The 16,754-nt window shown below is 46.0% G+C and carries 20 protein-coding genes; 5 read left to right on the forward strand and 15 right to left on the reverse strand.

The genetic code is table 11. The annotated features are described in order from the left end of the window. Positions 1-14: 14 nt before the first annotated feature. The 4 genes from AOT13_RS15330 to AOT13_RS15345 are packed head-to-tail and all read right to left on the reverse strand — an operon-like array spanning position 15 to position 4,778. On the reverse strand, positions 15-1,034 hold the full coding sequence (locus AOT13_RS15330; protein WP_003249694.1) for a LacI family DNA-binding transcriptional regulator: 1,020 nt from the start codon (positions 1,032-1,034) through the stop codon (positions 15-17). Positions 1,035-1,066: 32 nt separating this feature from the next. Then, entirely contained in the window at positions 1,067-2,608 is a 1,542-nt protein-coding gene (gene galT, locus AOT13_RS15335; RefSeq protein WP_003249692.1) for a UDP-glucose--hexose-1-phosphate uridylyltransferase, read from the reverse strand. A 2-nt stretch (positions 2,609-2,610) separates the two neighbouring features. Next, complete coding sequence (gene galE, locus AOT13_RS15340; RefSeq protein WP_003249690.1) at positions 2,611-3,597, reverse strand: UDP-glucose 4-epimerase GalE; 987 nt, start codon at positions 3,595-3,597, stop codon at positions 2,611-2,613. Continuing rightward, a complete protein-coding gene (locus AOT13_RS15345) occupies positions 3,594-4,778 on the reverse strand; it encodes a galactokinase (protein ID WP_003249689.1) in 1,185 nt (394 codons plus the stop codon). The genes galE and AOT13_RS15345 overlap by 4 nt, the downstream gene beginning before the upstream one ends. Before the next feature lie 145 nt (positions 4,779-4,923). Here AOT13_RS15345 and AOT13_RS15350 point away from each other — a divergent pair, with 145 nt between their 5' ends. Continuing rightward, positions 4,924-5,706 carry an EcsC family protein gene (locus AOT13_RS15350; protein ID WP_003249688.1) on the forward strand — a complete coding sequence of 261 codons (783 nt, stop codon included), beginning with the start codon at positions 4,924-4,926 and terminating at the stop codon, positions 5,704-5,706. 30 nt (positions 5,707-5,736) lie between these two features. Here AOT13_RS15350 and AOT13_RS15355 read toward each other — a convergent pair whose 3' ends face one another. The 7 genes from AOT13_RS15355 to AOT13_RS15380 form a co-directional block, all read right to left on the reverse strand. Beyond that, positions 5,737-7,926, reverse strand: a complete 2,190-nt coding sequence (locus tag AOT13_RS15355) for an alpha-galactosidase (protein ID WP_042384037.1) — start codon at positions 7,924-7,926, stop codon at positions 5,737-5,739. Positions 7,927-8,042: 116 nt separating this feature from the next. Beyond that, entirely contained in the window at positions 8,043-9,695 is a 1,653-nt protein-coding gene (locus AOT13_RS15360) for a glycerol-3-phosphate dehydrogenase/oxidase (RefSeq protein ID WP_003249684.1), read from the reverse strand. 198 nt (positions 9,696-9,893) lie between these two features. Further along, positions 9,894-10,454 carry a glycerol-3-phosphate responsive antiterminator gene (locus AOT13_RS15365; RefSeq protein ID WP_003249682.1) on the reverse strand — a complete coding sequence of 187 codons (561 nt, stop codon included), beginning with the start codon at positions 10,452-10,454 and terminating at the stop codon, positions 9,894-9,896. An 18-nt stretch (positions 10,455-10,472) separates the two neighbouring features. After that, positions 10,473-10,631 (reverse strand): hypothetical protein, encoded by a 159-nt coding sequence (locus tag AOT13_RS20680; RefSeq protein ID WP_003249680.1) that lies wholly within the window; start codon positions 10,629-10,631, stop codon positions 10,473-10,475. Positions 10,632-10,636: 5 nt separating this feature from the next. Beyond that, on the reverse strand, positions 10,637-12,043 hold the full coding sequence (locus AOT13_RS15370) for a HAMP domain-containing sensor histidine kinase (RefSeq protein ID WP_003249678.1): 1,407 nt from the start codon (positions 12,041-12,043) through the stop codon (positions 10,637-10,639). Next, positions 12,040-12,714: a response regulator transcription factor gene (locus AOT13_RS15375; RefSeq protein WP_003249677.1), complete on the reverse strand. Its 675-nt coding sequence runs from the start codon at positions 12,712-12,714 to the stop codon at positions 12,040-12,042. The genes AOT13_RS15370 and AOT13_RS15375 overlap by 4 nt, the downstream gene beginning before the upstream one ends. Before the next feature lie 111 nt (positions 12,715-12,825). Continuing rightward, complete coding sequence (locus AOT13_RS15380) at positions 12,826-13,056, reverse strand: hypothetical protein (protein ID WP_003249675.1); 231 nt, start codon at positions 13,054-13,056, stop codon at positions 12,826-12,828. Positions 13,057-13,148: 92 nt separating this feature from the next. On the opposite strand from AOT13_RS15380, the gene AOT13_RS15385 reads away from it, so the two are divergent. Next, on the forward strand, positions 13,149-13,622 hold the full coding sequence (locus tag AOT13_RS15385; protein ID WP_003249672.1) for an Hsp20/alpha crystallin family protein: 474 nt from the start codon (positions 13,149-13,151) through the stop codon (positions 13,620-13,622). Between the two features lie 42 nt (positions 13,623-13,664). Here AOT13_RS15385 and AOT13_RS20685 read toward each other — a convergent pair whose 3' ends face one another. Beyond that, entirely contained in the window at positions 13,665-13,808 is a 144-nt protein-coding gene (locus tag AOT13_RS20685) for a hypothetical protein (protein WP_013400532.1), read from the reverse strand. A 255-nt stretch (positions 13,809-14,063) separates the two neighbouring features. Between AOT13_RS20685 and AOT13_RS15390 the strand changes: the two genes are divergently transcribed. Further along, the gene (locus tag AOT13_RS15390; protein WP_003249669.1) at positions 14,064-14,318 is read left to right on the forward strand and encodes a sigma-G-dependent sporulation-specific acid-soluble spore protein CsgA; all 255 of its coding nucleotides are present in this window, start codon (positions 14,064-14,066) and stop codon (positions 14,316-14,318) included. 38 nt (positions 14,319-14,356) lie between these two features. On the opposite strand, the gene AOT13_RS15395 is transcribed toward AOT13_RS15390, so the two are convergent. Then, a complete protein-coding gene (locus tag AOT13_RS15395) occupies positions 14,357-14,695 on the reverse strand; it encodes a YppG family protein (protein WP_013400531.1) in 339 nt (112 codons plus the stop codon). 167 nt (positions 14,696-14,862) lie between these two features. Between AOT13_RS15395 and AOT13_RS15400 the strand changes: the two genes are divergently transcribed. Then, on the forward strand, positions 14,863-15,060 hold the full coding sequence (locus AOT13_RS15400) for a YppF family protein (protein ID WP_003249665.1): 198 nt from the start codon (positions 14,863-14,865) through the stop codon (positions 15,058-15,060). Between the two features lie 135 nt (positions 15,061-15,195). Here AOT13_RS15400 and AOT13_RS15405 read toward each other — a convergent pair whose 3' ends face one another. Further along, positions 15,196-15,564 carry a YppE family protein gene (locus AOT13_RS15405; protein ID WP_003249664.1) on the reverse strand — a complete coding sequence of 123 codons (369 nt, stop codon included), beginning with the start codon at positions 15,562-15,564 and terminating at the stop codon, positions 15,196-15,198. Positions 15,565-15,629: 65 nt separating this feature from the next. After that, positions 15,630-15,878: a hypothetical protein gene (locus AOT13_RS15410; RefSeq protein ID WP_003249662.1), complete on the reverse strand. Its 249-nt coding sequence runs from the start codon at positions 15,876-15,878 to the stop codon at positions 15,630-15,632. A 263-nt stretch (positions 15,879-16,141) separates the two neighbouring features. Between AOT13_RS15410 and recU the strand changes: the two genes are divergently transcribed. Then, a complete protein-coding gene (gene recU, locus AOT13_RS15415; protein WP_013400530.1) occupies positions 16,142-16,741 on the forward strand; it encodes a Holliday junction resolvase RecU in 600 nt (199 codons plus the stop codon). Positions 16,742-16,754: the final 13 nt, after the last annotated feature.

A 16,754-nucleotide genomic window follows, 5' to 3' on the forward strand; every position in this document is an offset into this window, starting at 1 on the left:
AGGGAGCTGCTGCATCAGCTCCCTTTTGCACAAATTTGACTGCTTTCGCGAACAACAAGTTTGGTTGGCACGACTACTTTTTTGCAAATCGTCCGTTTCGTCGTCAACCTCTCTACCAACAATTCCACCGCTGTCTCTCCCATAAATTCCGTATACACTTTTACCGTTGTTAATGGCGGATGGATAAATTTTGCGGTCGGAAGATCATTAAATCCGACGATCGATACACGATCAGGGACCGGAATTTGCGCTTCATGAAGTGCGCGCAACGCCCCGATCGCCATCGAATCGCTAGCGATGAAAAACGCGGTCGGAAGATCTTTTGTTGAAATTGCTTGTTTCATCAAGCGATAGCCGTCTTCGGCAGTAAAGCTGCCTGTCCAGACATATCGTGAATCATACATTCCTTTCAAATGCAAATATTCATAAAACGTCGTTTCACGCTCATCATAAAGAAGGGTTTGTTGTCCGTCGACATATTCACGTCCGCCAATATAGCCGATTTTTTGATGGCCGAGCTGGAGAAGATGGTCTAACACCATCATCGTTGCTTTCCTTAAATCAATGACAACGGAATCAAATTTTTGCTCATCCGGCGAACAATCAACAAACACAATATGCTCGGTACACGCTGCAAATGCATGAACATCTTTCGGTCCAAACTTTCCTACCGCAATGATGCCGTCCAAATGTTCCATTCGTTCTTCTGGATAGGAACCGTTTTGTTTAAACAGTTTTACCAACTCGATCTGCCGCTCAAAGCATTCTTTTTCCACTCCTAAACGAATCGCCATGTAATACGGATCATCCAGTTCCTGCCGTTCCGAATACCAATGAATAAGGCCGAAGCGGAACCGTTCTTTCGCTTGTTGGCTGCGCTCCCGTAGCGTTTTATAGTTTAGCTGCTGTGCCACTTCAAAAATGCGTTTTCTCGTCTCATCCGCCACTGACAGAGTGGTGTCATAATTAAGCACGCGCGACACCGTCGCCACCGATACTCCGGCTTTTTCCGCGATTTCTTTTAATGTTGCCATTGGTTCCAATAAATCCCTTCCTTATAATGTTTTTATCTTTTGAACGTTCTTCCCCGAGTCATGACATTCTCCTGCACTTTCCGCAAAAAGGTGCGAAATGCCTGCTTTCCTTTCTCATTGCGTTTAAACACTCCGGCATGCTCAAGCACGGTGATAAAGCGCTGCCCCACTTCGTGGCGCAAAATGTCCGATACGTTTTCTTCTGTAATATTCGGGTAAGCAGCACGGATGTGCTCGTACCAATCCCTATGTTTTAAAAGCGTTTCGTCCCATTTATCTTTTTTCGTATTTCGGACAAGATATGTTGCCAATGCCTCTAATTCGCCGGCAAGCCTTCCTGGAAGCACGGCGAACCCCATCACTTCAATTAAGCCGATATTTTCTTTTTTTATATGATGCAATTCTTTATGAGGATGAAAAATGCCGTATGGGTGTTCATATGATGTCCGGTTGTTGCGCAATACGATATCCATTTCAAACAAATCGCCACGGCGTCTTGCGATCGGCGTGACCGTATTATGCGGAACATTCCCGCTGTTGGCATAAATGTCGACACTCGGGTCGCTATACGTCCGCCACGTTTCGTAAATACAATCCGCTGCCTCAAGGACTTCTTCTTTTTTGCCGCACAGGCGGATCACTGACATCGGCCAGCGCACGATCCCTGCTGTCAATGATGGAAAAGGCGGAAATAAAATGTATTCTTCGATTTCCGCTTTTTCCATCGCAAACGTATAGTTTCCGCCTTGAAAATGATCGTGTGCTAAAATCGATCCGCCGACAATCGGCAGATCCGCGTTCGAACCGATAAAATAGTGCGGAAACTTTTCGATGAAATCAAGCAAGCGCGCGAACGTTTTCCGTTCCATTTTCATTGGCACATGCTCGGCATGGAACACAATGCAATGTTCGTTGTAATAAACATACGGAGAATATTGGAAATACCATGTCTCGTCCAATAACGTAATCGGAATGACGCGGTGATTCGAGCGAGCCGGATGATGCCATGTCCCTTCGTATCCTTCATTTTCTTTGCATAACGGGCACTTTGGATACGAAGATGGCGACACATCTTTTAATTTGGCGATTTCTCTCGGATCTTTCTCTGGCTTCGATAAATTGATCGTAATGTCGAGCTCCCCATACGCTGTTTTTACTTTCCATTGCTGATTTTTCGCAATCCGTGCTGTTTGAATGTAGTTAGAGGCTTTGCTGAAAGAATAAAACCAGTCGGTTGCCAGTTTTGCTTCTTTATGATATTTGGCGTAAAATTCACGGATCACTTCAGACGGGCGCGGCATTAAACAGTCCATCAGCTTGGTGCTCCATATATCCCGCTCCACCGTTGTATTCGTTTGCAAAAGACCGCGTTCATATGCCCAATCTAAAACCGTCTCTAAAATCGGCGAAGGGGAGGAAAAGGATGTGTCCTTAACCTCCACTGGCCGCCACTCCTCTAATCGCAGCGCCGCCAGCAGGCGATTGCGCGCGTAAACAATATCTTCGCGATGAAGCAGGCCGCTTTTTACCCCGTATTGGATCAGCTGTTCTACTGCCGCCAAAATGTCCGCCACCGTCACGCACCTCGATATCCGTATGGTTTCGCCTGATGCCATTCCCATGCGGAAGCGACAATATCGATAATCGATGTGTATTTTGGTTCCCAGCCAAGCTCGCGTTTGGCTTTTTCCGCGGATGCGACAAGCTTCGCCGGGTCGCCTGGGCGCCGCGCCATGACGCGCGCCGGGATCGGATGGCCGGTCACTTTCCGCGCCGCTTCGATCACTTCTTTAACGGTAAAGCCGTTGCCGTTTCCTAAATTGTACACGTTGCTTTCCGCGCCGCTTCGCAGCTTTTCCACCGCTAAAATGTGGGCATCAACTAAATCGAGCACGTGAATATAGTCGCGAATGCATGTGCCGTCATGGGTATCGTAATCATCGCCAAAAATATGAATCTCGTCACGCTGGCCGAGCGGCACTTTTAAAATTAATGGAATGAGATGTGTTTCCGGGTCATGATCTTCGCCAATCAGCGTGCCGTAAGCACCGGCGACGTTAAAATAGCGCAGCGAAATATAACGGATTCCGTAAGCCTGCTCGACCCATTTCATCATTTTTTCCACCGCCAATTTCGTTTCGCCATACGTATTTGTCGGCATCGTCGGATCCGTCTCAACAATTGGAATTTGCTTTGGTTCTCCATACACTGCTGCTGTTGAGGAAAATACGATTTGTTTTACGCTGGACTCATTCATCACTTCTAACAATACTTGTGTACCGTATACGTTGTTATCGTAATATTTCAGCGGCTCTTGCATACTTTCGCCGACAAGGGAATTGGCGGCAAAATGAATCACTGCATCGATCTCATGCTTGCGAAATACATCACGCAAAAACGCGCGGTCGCGAATATCCCCTTGATAGAAGATCGCTTCCGGATGAACGGCCTCGCGATGGCCGGTTTGCAAATTATCGACAACAATGACTTGTTCTCCTTTTTCAATCAAGCGATGTACAGCATGACTGCCGATGTAGCCCGCGCCGCCGCAGACAAGAATCATGCGCTCATCTCCTTTGTTTCTGTTATTTCTCTTGCTCCGTCGCCAATTTTCACGACATAAAAACTAGCTTCATAACCGATTTTTTCAGCGTACTCTTTCCCAACACGTTCAATGAAATCAGGAATGTGCGCATCTTTCACGATGTTCACTGTGCATCCGCCAAAGCCGGCGCCGGTCATGCGGGCGCCGATCGTTCCTTCATGCTTCCACGCCGCTTCGACAAGCGTATCCAGCTCTTCCCCTGTCACTTCATAGTCATCGCGCAGCGAAATGTGCGACTGCTTCATCAATTCACCGAAGCAGAGCAAATCTCCCTTTTCCAGCGCGGCCGCCGCCTCTATTGTCCGCTCGTTTTCCGTCACAGCATGGCGGGCGCGCTTTTGTTCAAGCGGGGAAAGAAGATGCTTATACTTTTCTAATTGCTCGCTTGTCAAATCCCCCAGTGAGGCAATGTTTATATGTTTCTGTAATTTCGCCAAAGCGGCCTCGCATGTCGCCCGCCGTTCGTTATACACCGAAGCGGCCAGGCCGCGTTTTTTGTTTGTGTTGGCGATGACAATCGAACAATCATTCATGGCAACGGGTATATAGCGGCACTCTAATGTTTGGCAGTTAAGCAACATTGCATGATTTCGCTTTCCCATTCCAACGGCAAACTGATCCATAATGCCGCAGTTGACGCCAACATATTCATTTTCTACTTTTTGACTCAATTTCACAAGTTCAAGCATATCGAGATGCTGGGCGAATAGCTCATTAAGCATGACCGCCGTTACCAGTTCGATGGAAGCGGACGACGATAAGCCGGCGCCGTTTGGGATCATCCCGTAATACAAAATATCAAGTCCCGTTTCGATCGGACAAAACGATTGAAACGCGGCAATCACTCCCTTCGGATAGTTCGCCCATCCATGCTTATCTTGATAAGATAGATCATCATAAGCCACCGTAATAATCCCTGTTTCTGGAAAGTTTTTGGAGTAAAAGCGGATAAACGGATTAGCTGTTTTGCGCACGAGCGCATATGTGCCGATTTCCAAGGCGCACGGCAGCACATGCCCGCCGTTATAATCGGTATGCTCGCCGATGAAGTTGACGCGGCCGGGGGCGAAGAAGATGCGGATGTCCTCCTTCGTGCCGGCAAATAATTGTATAAATTCTTCTTTCCAGTTTGTCATCATCATGACTCCTTCCAAATGAAAGCAAGCCGTTTAGTAAATATTTTAGTAAAAATTTTAGTAAAGATCAATAAAATGAAACATTTCTGTTTGTCGCACGTATAATCGATTGCCTGTTTATTCATGTTATATATAAGGAGGTTGCGGAATGGAAACGAAACAAATGCTCGAACAAGAGCTACAAACCATCACCCGCTGGGAACAAGACCAAAAAGACTTGTGGTTTTGGGAAAAGCTTGGACGGCTGCCGTTTAAAGTGCTCGATAAACTTACGCCAAACATCGTACATAAAAAAATCGGGCAGCTGTTGGACGAGCTTGGCAGCTATATCCAAAGCGGCGGGCAATATTTAGTGAAAGAAGAAAAAATATTGGAGAGGCTGGGGGTCCCATCGCAAGAACAAGCAGCACAGCTGCCGCTTGCGGCCATGGACCGCATCTGTGATGAAATGATCGACGAGCGCGTGACGTTTGCCCAAATTCAAGGGGCAACAACAGGCGTCGGCGGCGCGCTGACACTGGCGATCGATATTCCTGCCCTTCTCGGACTCGCGTTAAAAACGCTGCAGGAAATCGCCATCATCTATGGTTACAATCCGAAGGAGAAAAAAGAGCGAATTTTTATTGTGAAATGTTTGCAATTTACCTCCTCCGATATTGTCGGCAAAAAGGCGATTCTCGATCAGCTCACATCGTTTTCCAACCATCACCAGCAAGTTTTTTCCCAGCTTCAAGGCTGGCGCGAAGTCATGATGACGTTTCGCGATCAATACGGCTGGAAAAAGCTGTTTCAATTCGTTCCGATCGTTGGCATTGTTTTTGGTGCCATGTTTAACAAAGCGTTTATCGAGGACATTGCCGAAACGGGAAAAATGCTCTATCGGAAGCGGCGCATTTTGGAAAAGCTCTCCCAACTAGAAGCCGGTGCCTAGCCGCATGCTAGACACCGGTCTTTTTGTTGATTAACGAACTACTTTTAACCGCCAAATGACGCTAATGAAGTCGCCGCGGCGCTGTGGCACATTTAACCCGATATGCATCAGTTCATCTCCTCCATATATTTCCCCGCTGCCTATAAGTTTGTAATCTTTCACAGGATCCAGCCCTTTTAACCGTATGAACGAAAGCGGCGCATTCGCTTCCGCCAGCACGCGGAAATAAGCGACCAACGCTTCTGAGCGGTCCGCGGATACGAACATCCATGCCGCCTCATTCCCTGCAAACGGGCTGAGTATCCGGTAAAACGTCCCGAATTGGACAAGACGGCGGATTTCTTTGTAAAATGCCACTTGCTCTTTTACCGTTTGTTTTTCTGTCTCACTTAGTTTCGTTAAATCCAGTTCATAGCCAACGTTTCCCGACATCGCCACATGAGCGCGCATTGCCAGCGATGTCACACGGTGAACTTGGTGGTTCGGCACCGCTGACACGTGCGCGCCCATCGCGCTGATTGGGTAAACAAGGCTGGTGCCGTATTGGATTTTTAAGCGGGAAACCGCGTCCGTATTGTCGCTCGTCCACGCTTGCGGCATGTAATATAACATGCCTGGGTCAAACCGGCCGCCGCCGCCCGAGCAGCTTTCAAACAGAACATGCGGAAAACGGGACGTTATTTCTTCGATGACGCGATACAGCCCTAACATGTAACGGTGAGCCGTTTCGCGCTGCCGTTCTGGCGGCAGGGCGGCAGAGCCGATTTCCGTCATATGGCGGTTCATATCCCATTTGACATAGGAAATCGGCGCGCTTGCTAACACGTTGGAAATCACTTGAATGATATAGTCGCACACTTCTTTGCGGGAATAGTCTAATACAAGCTGGTTTCTCCCTTCCGAACGCGGCCGGTTCGGCACATGAAGGCACCAGTCCGGATGCTTCCGGTACAGCTCGCTGTCAACGGAAACCATTTCCGGTTCCACCCATAGGCCAAACTGCATGCCCATCTGGTTAATGCGTTTTGCCAGCCCTTCTAGTCCGTTCGGCAGCTTCTGTTTATGGACAAACCAATCTCCTAATGAACTGCGATCATTATCGCGTTTGCCAAACCAGCCGTCATCAAGCACAAACAGTTCAATCCCTAATTCCGCTGCTGTTTTCGCAAGGTGCAAAATTTTTTCTTCATTAAAATGAAAATAGGTCGCTTCCCAGTTATTAATGAGAATCGGGCGCTCCCGGTCGCGGAACGCTCCGCGCGCCAAGCGGGTGCGGTATAACTGGTGATAAGTTTGCGACATTCCATTTAATCCTTTATCTGAATATACCATCACCACTTCCGGCGTTTGGAACGACTCGCCCGGTTCTAACAGCCACGTAAAATCAAACGGATTGATTCCCATGGATACACGCGCCGTCTGGAATTGGTCGACTTCGATTTGAGCGAGAAAATTGCCGCTGTATACAAGATTAAAGGCATATACTTCGCCGTGATCTTCATCCACATTTTTTCTCAACAAGGCGATAAACGGGTTTTGCTGGTGGCTGCTGGCGCCGCGGCGGCTTTCTACCGATTGTACGCCCGTGACAAGCGGCCGCCTTTCCACCGCCCGCTCCCGTGCCCACGCTCCCGGCAAATGCAGCCATTCATAGTCAGCATGCGGGAAATCGACATTCATGCTTAACGCCCGCAACAGCTTGATCCGTTCCGCACCGTTGTTTTCCAAGCGGACAGAACGTGTCATCACATTCCATCGCTCATATACCGTATAAAGCAGTGTGACATGTAATCCGATTACGCGGTCTTGCAATATGATTTCTAACGTTTCCGCTTCGTTTTCGTTTTCCGCATAAGTGGCCGGCAGCCCTTCCAGCTCCGGCTTTCCTTTATAAATGCGATGCGTTTTATAGTGCAAATCCGAGATCGTCGACCCGTTTTCTAATTGCACTTGATACGCCGGCGCGCGAAAATCCGTGTTGCCATATGCCGGGTATTCTTGCGGCAGCGTATCTAAAGAAAACGCGCGGGCGGATGGATCGGGATTAGGAGAAAACGGGCGGCTGAGAAACCGCAGTTTTCGCGAGCCATTCGCTTTCCGGATTCTTTTTCCCCAGTAAAAGTGGGCTAAATATCCACGTCCGACAAGTTGCATTATATAACTCATATCATTTGCCTGCAGATGAAATATTCTCATGATTGGATCATAGATAATCCCCATCCTCATCCCCCTATTGATGCTAATCAGCGGCATTTTTACCTATTTTAATCCATCCTGCCAAAAAAAATGACGCCCAACGATGAGCGTCATGATGATGGCGGCAAATAATTGCACACTTATGACAACGTCGCTTCGTGCAGTGCTTTTTCCAGTTCTTTTGTATAAGCCTCCCTTTGTTCTTCTGTCCATTGCAAATAATCGGCCATAAAGGCGATGACGCGCTCTTTCCAGCGGCGGACAGAAGCGATATCAAACAAAAGCGCGCCGGTGCGGCGGATAAAGTAATCAACCGGCTTTGCCGCCATTTCGTAATCCAAAGCGTATACAAGGCGGACAAACTGCTCGCGGGAAAGGCCGCAGGAAGCATCATATTGTTTGCTTAGCATGAATAATTGATCGACATTGGTGCCGTATATTTTCGCTAAACGTTCCCCCTCTTCTTTCGTAAACCCGTATCGCACCGCTTCTCCGGCTTTTTTCGCGATAAAGGCCGGCAATTGCTGCGAACCGCCGACATCCCCGCCGGAGATCGGCAAATGTTTTGTTTGGCATGGGCGGAATGTTTTTCCTTCTTCTTTTGCCAATAGCTTTGCCACTAAGTCGACGACCGTTTCCGCCATTTTCCGGTATCCGGTCAACTTTCCGCCGGCGATCGTAATTAATCCTGTTGGCGATTGCCAAATTTCGTCTTTGCGAGAAATTTCCGATGGGTCTTTTCCTTCTTCATAAATGAGCGGCCGGACGCCCGCCCAGCTTGATTCCACATCCGCTGCAGTGATGTGGACGGATGGAAACATATAGTGAATCGCGCGCAATAAATAGTCACGGTCTTCTTCTGTCATCGTCGGGTTGGCAATATCTTCATTATAAAACGTATCCGTCGTGCCGACGTACGTTTTTCCGTCGCGCGGAATCGCAAATACCATGCGGCCGTCCGGTGTATCAAAATAAATCGCTTGCTTTAACGGGAACCGTTTTTGGTCGATGACAATATGGACGCCTTTTGTCAGCTGCAATCGTTTGCCTGTTTTCGAATGGTCTTTTTCCCGCAGCGTATCGACCCATGGCCCCGCAGCGTTGATCACTTTTTTCGCACGGATTTCATACGTGCGGCCGCTTATTTGGTCGCGGCAGCGGGCGCCAATGATTTTGCCGCTTTCATTGTACAGAAATTGTTCTACTTTCGCATAGTTGACGGCATCAGCCCCCAATTCGACCGCTTTTTTGATCACTTCGATCGTCAAACGGGCGTCGTCGGTGCGGTATTCGACGTAATAGCCGCCGCCGCGCAATCCTTCCCGTTTCAATAGCGGTTCTTTTTGCACCGTCTCTTCAGCGCCTAACATTTTGCGGCGCTCGCTTCGTTTCACGCCGGCTAAATGGTCGTACACCCAAAGACCGAGCGACGTGCTCCATTTGCCGAACGTTCCTCCTTTATGAATCGGCAAAAGCATCCATTCCGGCGTCGTCACATGCGGGCCGTTTTCGTACACGATCGCCCGCTCTCTGCCGACTTCAGCGACCATTTTCACTTCCAATTGCTTCAAATAACGAAGCCCGCCGTGAACGAGCTTTGTCGAGCGGCTCGACGTCCCCGCTGCAAAATCTTGCATTTCCACAAGCGCCGTTTTCATGCCGCGCGAGACCGCATCAAGCGCAATGCCGCAACCGGTAATGCCGCCTCCTACCACTAATATATCGTAATGTTTTTTGCTCATTTCTTCCAAACGTTGGCGGCGTTGTTTGCTTGAGAACAATGTCGATGCCATGAAAAATTCCCCCTTTATTAAAAAACAAAAAGAGACCATTGCAAACACGATAAGCTTCTGCTTATCATGCATGCATGGTCTCTCCTAAGATCTCCTGACTAACTATTAACTTAGTTTCATTATAACGCAAAACAGCCTGTTTGGCTAGTAAGACGCAGCGAAAAAATTTCCTTGCTCCGCTTGCATCATCGCATCTCCTTAGTGCCCCTCATAATGTTTCCACAAGTCTTTATTGGAAGTGGTCACCGAAACCGCACCCGCTTCAAGCGCGCGCTCCACGTCATCGACAGTGCGAATAAAGCCGCCGGCATAAATCGGTTTGTTCGTCCGTTCTTTGACTTCGCGAATAATATGGGGCATCGCTCCAGGGATTACCTCGATGCAATCAGGTTCCGTTTTTTCGATCAGTTGATAACTTTTCTCAAGCGCGTGGGAATCAAGCAAAAAAACGCGCTGAATCGCAAGCACCTTTTTTTGTTTTGCCTTTATGATGACATTTCCCCTTGTGGAAATCAGCCCATGCGGACGAAATTCCTGACATAAATATTCCGCTCCATGCTCATCATGGCTTAATCCTTGAATTAAATCCACATGAACGATCAGCTTTTTTCCGTGCTGGCCCGCGTAATGAAACACGCTTTTCAGCTGCGAAATATGTATTTCCAATAACACTCCATACATATAGCGGCTACTTAAAAATTTCTCAAAATCTTTCATTGTCTTCATCGCCGGGATGATTTTCTGACAATGAATATCCATCGTTTCTCCCCTTTTTCGTCATCTATTTCGTTCTGCCTCAAATTCTTCCAAGCAAGATAACGACATCATTGTCCGTGGTTTGCAAGTGGCAATTTTCACTCCGCGTTTGCGAAATTTTTCCACAACATGCTGAATATCTTTCTTCCGTATCACAGTCCCTTCGTGAAGATGTTCCATTCATCTCACCTTTCTTTTTTTGCTTTCGGGATTGACAACTCGACTGTCGTTCCTTTGCCAACCTCGCTGTGAATCGTAATTTGCCCGTCGTATTTATCGATAATTTCTTTCGCGATCGATAATCCAAGGCCGACGCCGCCTTTTTCACGGCTTCGCGCTTTGTCCACGCGATAAAACCGCAAAAACACTTTTTCCAATTCATCTCGCGGTATGCCGATGCCGCAGTCCTTTACCGCAATCGTGACAAACCGCTCTTCTTCTTTGACAGAGATCGTCACTTGTTTTGCTTGTTGCGAATATTTTACCGCATTATCCAACAAAATCAATAGCAATTGTTCTAAATGATATTTAGCCATTCGAATCCGCACCGTTTGACTTGACGAATCATGAACAACAAATTGGAAATCGGGATAAAGAATATGGAAATTTTTTGCTACTTGTTCGATCGTTCGCGTCGGGTCAATCGGGGCGACATCATTCGGAATCGTGATCGCTTCCGCACGTGATAAATCCAATAGCTCCAGCACTAATTTTTTTAACCGCGCCACCTCTTGCGCTGCTGCTTGCAACGACTCTTCTAAAATATCGGGATTATGTTTTCCCCACCGTTTCAAAAGAGAGAGATGGCCTTCCAGAATGGCAATTGGCGTCCGCAGTTCATGGGAGGCATCTTCCACAAATTGTTTTTGCCGTTCAAATGAATGTTCAATCTCATCCATCATTTCATTAAACATCATCATTAGCTCCGACATTTCATCATTGGCAGCCGGAACGTCGATCCGCTTTTGCATTCCTTTATTTTTGATATCCATCATGGTTTCCGCCAGCGCTTTGAGGCGCCCGACAAAATTTTGGGCAACAAACCTGCCGGCAAAAGCACTCGTAATCATCGCCACAATCCCGATTACGGTCATGATCATAAACAGCGTATTGGTCATTTGTTGAAATTTCGCAAGGCGGCGGGCGATTTCAATCGTTCCATTAACCGTCGAAGTATGTAGAGGTTTCCGCAAAATCACGAAACGTTCATCGTTAACAAAATGATAATCCAGCTGCATCTCTTTTGGAGAGCCGCTTGGCGACAAAGAAACGGAAGCGCCGTTGGAAACAGAAACAACAACGTTTCCCTTATCGTCGAGCACCCGAATCATTTGATACTTTTCATTTAATTTTTCCAGCAAATGTTTGCTTTGGCGAATATCTTTCCATGATAAATTACGTTTTACGGCATAATAAGTTTCAATTTCTTCAACCGTTTTTTTCATCGCTTTCTCTTCTTCGTTCAGCAGCCACTGCTTCACAACATGATATTGCAAAAACGTAAAAACAAAGTAAGTAATAAAAATGGCGATGGCAGAAAGCAATGTAAGTTTCCATTTTAATGAGACGTTTTCCATCCGAAAAAGTTTCATGACCGCATCACATATCCAGCGCCCCGCACTGTTTGGATATAACGCTCTTTATCCGTTTCATCGAGTTTATGGCGCAAATAGCGGACATATACATCAACGACGTTCGTTTCCACCTCGGTGTCAAATCCCCATACTTTATCTAATAATGTGTCACGGGTTAAAACAATATTCGTATTTTGCAAAAACGTCACTAATAAATCGTATTCCCGCTTTGTTAATTCAATGAATTGATTTCCTTTTTTTACAGTGCGGGCGTCCAAGTCCACCGTTAAATCTTTAAACGTCAGCAAACGTTCTTCCGCGGGAGCATGAACGCGGCGAAATAGCGCGCGAATCCGCGCAAGCAACTCTTCGATCGCAAATGGCTTGACAATATAGTCATCCGCGCCATTATCCAAACCCATCACACGGTCAAACACACTGTCTCTTGCCGTAATCATAATGATCGGAGTTTGCTTTACCGCACGAATGCGGCGGCATACTTCCATTCCGTTCAGACTTGGAAGCATGACATCCAATAAAATAAGCCCCCACTCTTCCGACAACGCCAATTCCAGGCCTTCCCTGCCATCATGGCTTACACGCACCTCATATCCTTCATGGGTCAAATCAAGCTCAATAAATCGCGCCAAATTCGCTTCATCTTCAATGATTAAAACACGATGATTCATCTTTCTCCCTCGCTTTGCTTCCGTTTCGCTTTACTCCTATCATATCAAAAAGAAAAGCCAACCGCCTCATGCGATCAGCAATGACACATTCCTTGTTTTATTTTGCAGCGCTTATGAATGGCGGTCGACTAAAAAATCGATAAACGCTTGGGCGATTTCGAACGCTTGATAAGAAAGGAGCGATACGGCTGTACCTGAAAAAAACAACGCAGCTAACCAATGAAACATATGCATTGCGCCTCCTCCCTTTGTTTGCCTGCGGTTTCTTGCGATCGTGCCGCGGAGCAAAACAGGCGCGATCTTTTTTGTAATGCCATCATACGCAATCAATGTTAAAAACACATTAAAATTCCTTAAGAAATAAGAGTGACTTTTTTCATTGCTGTACATACATTGGAACTAAAGAATAACACGAAAAAGGAGGGCTATAGAGAATGAGCGATCATTTTCAGCCGCCGATGAAAAAAGAAGGGAATCATCATAACCCGTTCCAACATTTATGGGAGATGGTCGGCCAATTTTTTGATGAACGGCCATTAAAAAACATGATGGAAACGTTGGATGAATACTTTCAGCAAACGTTTTCCCATGCGTATATCCCGGTGGATTTCCGCGAAACGAAAGATGAATTCGCAATGATCGTTCATCTTCCCGATGATGTTAAGCGGCATCAACTTCAGTTGCAATTTGCCAATGACCATCTGCAACTAGTCATTCAAAATAACGAAATAATCGAAACGGCGGATGAGCAAAATCATTTGTACCAACAGCGCCGAATGCGCCAGCAGATTGTCCGAACGATCCCATTGCCTTACCGCGTCAGCGAAAAAGAAGTGAAAGCGTCATGGCAAAACGGCAAACTTGTCATCCGTCTGCCGCAAAAACGAAAATATATCGATATTGAATAAGCAAAAGGGCATGTCCAAAACAATGGACAGCCCTTTCGTATATTACGAATTTTTATGAGATTTACTCCCATATTTATTATTGATTTCTGGTGTCGGATCTTTTTGAATATCCCATTCTTTTCCCATTTCTTCGCGAGTGTCAGGATATTTGTTTTTTCGTTCCCGGTTATCATTGCGGTTTGTCACAGCTGTTCACCTCCCATCAATTTTAGCTTACGCATTTTTCATTGTATTCATCATTCCATGCACATACATACTTTTGTCCAGGTTGACTCACTCTACTTATAGAAGGTAGCCCATTGTCTGGTTTTGATTCATGAACAGAATGAATCAGGAATGAGCTGATTGCCAGTTGCAAAAATGGAGCCGAAGCAAGCTATCGCGAAACATCCGTTTGTGCCATCAAAACAATCGAATGTTTTTTCAAGGAGAGGAATCGCTATGGAGAAGACATTAGCTTATTTACGGGAAATTTTATCAAACTATACGGAATACCATGATGACACGCCGCGCCGCATTTATCAGAAATTGCTCAGCAAACCGTATAAAAACGAAGAAGAATTCGTGCGCGACCTGTCACAAAAAGAAACAGCTTTTTTAGACCGCATTTTGCCGCGCGAAATTCGCTACGCGATGGATGAACGCGATCTCAAGCGGGCATATCAATTAAATGAAGTGTATGAACTGCTCATTTAAAAAACAGCCTCCTCCACAAACAACCGTGGAGGAGGCACTTATTTTTTGAATGTGCCTATTAATCCCTTCAGCATTCCGTTAACTTGATTAACAGTATTAATCATTTGCCCCATTGTGTTCATCATTTTATTAATGTCATACGTACCGTCCTTTGTTTTAAACTGTGCCATCAATGACTGAATGCCAGGAGCCGGCGGCGTCAGCAAAGGCCCAGGTTTCGGATATGGCGTTGAGTGCGGAGACATGGCGGTATATGTTTGCTGCCCGGCGGGCCAATGGCTAGGAAACGGCGGAGCATATTGGTATGGAGGCAAGGTGTGATGATATGGCGCATAAGCGGAAAATGGCGCGGAAAAAGGACGTGGATAACGATACATTATGCATCTACTCCCCCAATTCTAAGCTGCCATTAGTATATGTGCAAAAGCGCAGAATGGTGAAAAAAGAATATGTCATGAATTGTCGGAAGTTTTAATTTTCCGAATTCACATAATTCCTATATTTCGTGGTACTATATATAAAAAGGGGAAGGGGGAATCGAAAGATGAACATGGCAGAATTAAAAAACAAGTTTATTGCAGTAAAAAACTATGAACCGACAGATGTGAATGAACTCCTTGATTTTGCGCGGCAAACGTATTTGCGAGGGGAGATCACGATCGCCCAGTACCGCGATCTCGCCCGTGAACTGGAGCTTGCCGGCGCTTATAAACCAGATCATAAAAGTGAATATGTTAGTTAATAAATAGATAAAAAAGAAAGCGCTTTCTTTCGCATTCCGCCAAAACATGCAAAACGTTTCGCAACAACGCCTTTGCTTAAGGTGTTAAAAAGCGAAAAGCTGTCTTCCGCAACGAAGACAGCTTTCTTTTTTATATTATTGCTTCATGCTCTCTTCTAAACGTTCTTGCACAAGCAACAACGTATATTCAATCGACCGGCAAAATTGTTTTATGCGCCGGGGCGGAACCGATGGATAAAATGCTTCAACGGCTGCTTTTTCGATATTGTCCCCGGCAGTTTCAATTTGTATCTCGTAAATATGCCTCGGCCGCGCCTTTTTCACCCAGAGAAGCGCCATCTGTTTCCATTCGTCTACCACTCGTTTTACTTGATCGGCAAACGGCTTTACCTCTGCAAAAAAATCTGGCTCCTTTTGCCGTTTTTGTGCTTGCTGCGAAATATATAACAACTGCTTATTATAGTCCAGCAACTTTTCTGTCAACGCTTTTAGCTGCTTCTCCATAGCCAATTCCCTCCAAACGTCCTTTTTTACTATACCACATCATTAACGTCGAAGGGAAAAACTTGCTATACAAAGAAAAGCTTCGAGGCAAGTGAAAGCGATGGTTCCGATTCTTCCGCAACATCCCGTAATTGCTGTTCAACATGATCAAATTGCCGCTCTACTCTTTCCAGCTGCATTTTGTTTTGTTCATAACATTCCTCAATGGCATCCTCAACTACTTTTTCCATTTTTTCATGTACTTGCTGGATTAGTTGTAAAATTTCATATAATTGTTTCTCCGCTTCTTCTTTTTCCACCCATCGTTGACTCATTGTCATCTCCCCCATCTTTCACAATGATGATAATCAATTCGCGGTAAAACCTTGACTCCCTTCCGGCACGACAAAACTAGAACCATTTCGGCAAAGAAAGTGCCGGCGCTCATTGCTTCGAACGATTTCGACATATGCAAAATACGGTCAAGAAAAAAAACCGCCTGCGTAATCATGTATGTGAAAGACCGTTCGATATCTTATTGCCCCCGTTTCTTGACTTCCTGTGGTATAATAAAAACCATTCAAAGGAGATGAAGAAGATGGCATTCAAATACCCGGGCGGCAAAACGTATGACGCAAAACGGATGAGCGAACCGGTGCGTCCATTTCAGCCCAATTACGGCAACCGCGGAATGACGCTCGAAGAAGATTTGAACGCAACGAACGAATATTACCGTGAGCGTGGAATTGCCGTCATTCATAAAAAGCCGACGCCGGTCCAAATCGTCCGCGTCGATTATCCGAAACGAAGCGCCGCCGTCATTAAAGAAGCCTATTTTAAACAAGCGTCGACAACGGACTACAATGGAGTATACCGCGGCAAATATATTGACTTTGAAGCGAAAGAAACGAAAAATAAAACATCGTTTCCATTAAAAAATTTTCATGAACACCAAATTCATCATATGAAGCAAGTATTGCAACACGGGGGAATTTGTTTTGTCATTTTGCGCTTTGCCACCCTGAACGAAGTGTATCTTCTTGATGCGCGTCATTTGATTGCGTTTTGGGAACGGCAACAATCGGGAGGGAGAAAATCGATTCCAAAACGGGAAATCGAACGGCACGGTCATTATATTGCACTTGGCTACCAACCGAGAATTGATTATATTAGTGTAGTAGAAAAAGTTTATTTTTAACGGATTGTAAATT

Source organism: Parageobacillus thermoglucosidasius, from assembly GCF_001295365.1.
Classification (GTDB): Bacteria; Bacillota; Bacilli; order Bacillales; family Anoxybacillaceae; genus Parageobacillus; species Parageobacillus thermoglucosidasius.

Excerpts from the sequence above, each read along its gene's own strand:
- AOT13_RS15385 (WP_003249672.1), top strand. The coding sequence starts at position 13,149 with ATGAGCGATCATTTTCAGCCGCCGATGAAAAAAGAAGGGAATCATCAT.
- AOT13_RS15360 (WP_003249684.1), bottom strand. The coding sequence starts at position 9,695 with ATGGCATCGACATTGTTCTCAAGCAAACAACGCCGCCAACGTTTGGAA.
- galE (WP_003249690.1), bottom strand. The coding sequence starts at position 3,597 with ATGATTCTTGTCTGCGGCGGCGCGGGCTACATCGGCAGTCATGCTGTA.
- AOT13_RS15405 (WP_003249664.1), bottom strand. The coding sequence starts at position 15,564 with ATGGAGAAGCAGCTAAAAGCGTTGACAGAAAAGTTGCTGGACTATAAT.
- AOT13_RS15345 (WP_003249689.1), bottom strand. The coding sequence starts at position 4,778 with ATGATGACAAACTGGAAAGAAGAATTTATACAATTATTTGCCGGCACG.
- AOT13_RS15395 (WP_013400531.1), bottom strand. The coding sequence starts at position 14,695 with ATGTATCGTTATCCACGTCCTTTTTCCGCGCCATTTTCCGCTTATGCG.
- AOT13_RS15355 (WP_042384037.1), bottom strand. The coding sequence starts at position 7,926 with ATGGGGATTATCTATGATCCAATCATGAGAATATTTCATCTGCAGGCA.
- AOT13_RS15375 (WP_003249677.1), bottom strand. The coding sequence starts at position 12,714 with ATGAATCATCGTGTTTTAATCATTGAAGATGAAGCGAATTTGGCGCGA.
- AOT13_RS15410 (WP_003249662.1), bottom strand. The coding sequence starts at position 15,878 with ATGAGTCAACGATGGGTGGAAAAAGAAGAAGCGGAGAAACAATTATAT.
- AOT13_RS20680 (WP_003249680.1), bottom strand. The coding sequence starts at position 10,631 with ATGGAACATCTTCACGAAGGGACTGTGATACGGAAGAAAGATATTCAG.
- AOT13_RS15390 (WP_003249669.1), top strand. The coding sequence starts at position 14,064 with ATGGAGAAGACATTAGCTTATTTACGGGAAATTTTATCAAACTATACG.
- AOT13_RS15370 (WP_003249678.1), bottom strand. The coding sequence starts at position 12,043 with ATGAAACTTTTTCGGATGGAAAACGTCTCATTAAAATGGAAACTTACA.
- AOT13_RS15350 (WP_003249688.1), top strand. The coding sequence starts at position 4,924 with ATGGAAACGAAACAAATGCTCGAACAAGAGCTACAAACCATCACCCGC.
- recU (WP_013400530.1), top strand. The coding sequence starts at position 16,142 with ATGGCATTCAAATACCCGGGCGGCAAAACGTATGACGCAAAACGGATG.
- AOT13_RS15365 (WP_003249682.1), bottom strand. The coding sequence starts at position 10,454 with ATGGATATTCATTGTCAGAAAATCATCCCGGCGATGAAGACAATGAAA.
- AOT13_RS15400 (WP_003249665.1), top strand. The coding sequence starts at position 14,863 with ATGAACATGGCAGAATTAAAAAACAAGTTTATTGCAGTAAAAAACTAT.
- AOT13_RS15330 (WP_003249694.1), bottom strand. The coding sequence starts at position 1,034 with ATGGCAACATTAAAAGAAATCGCGGAAAAAGCCGGAGTATCGGTGGCG.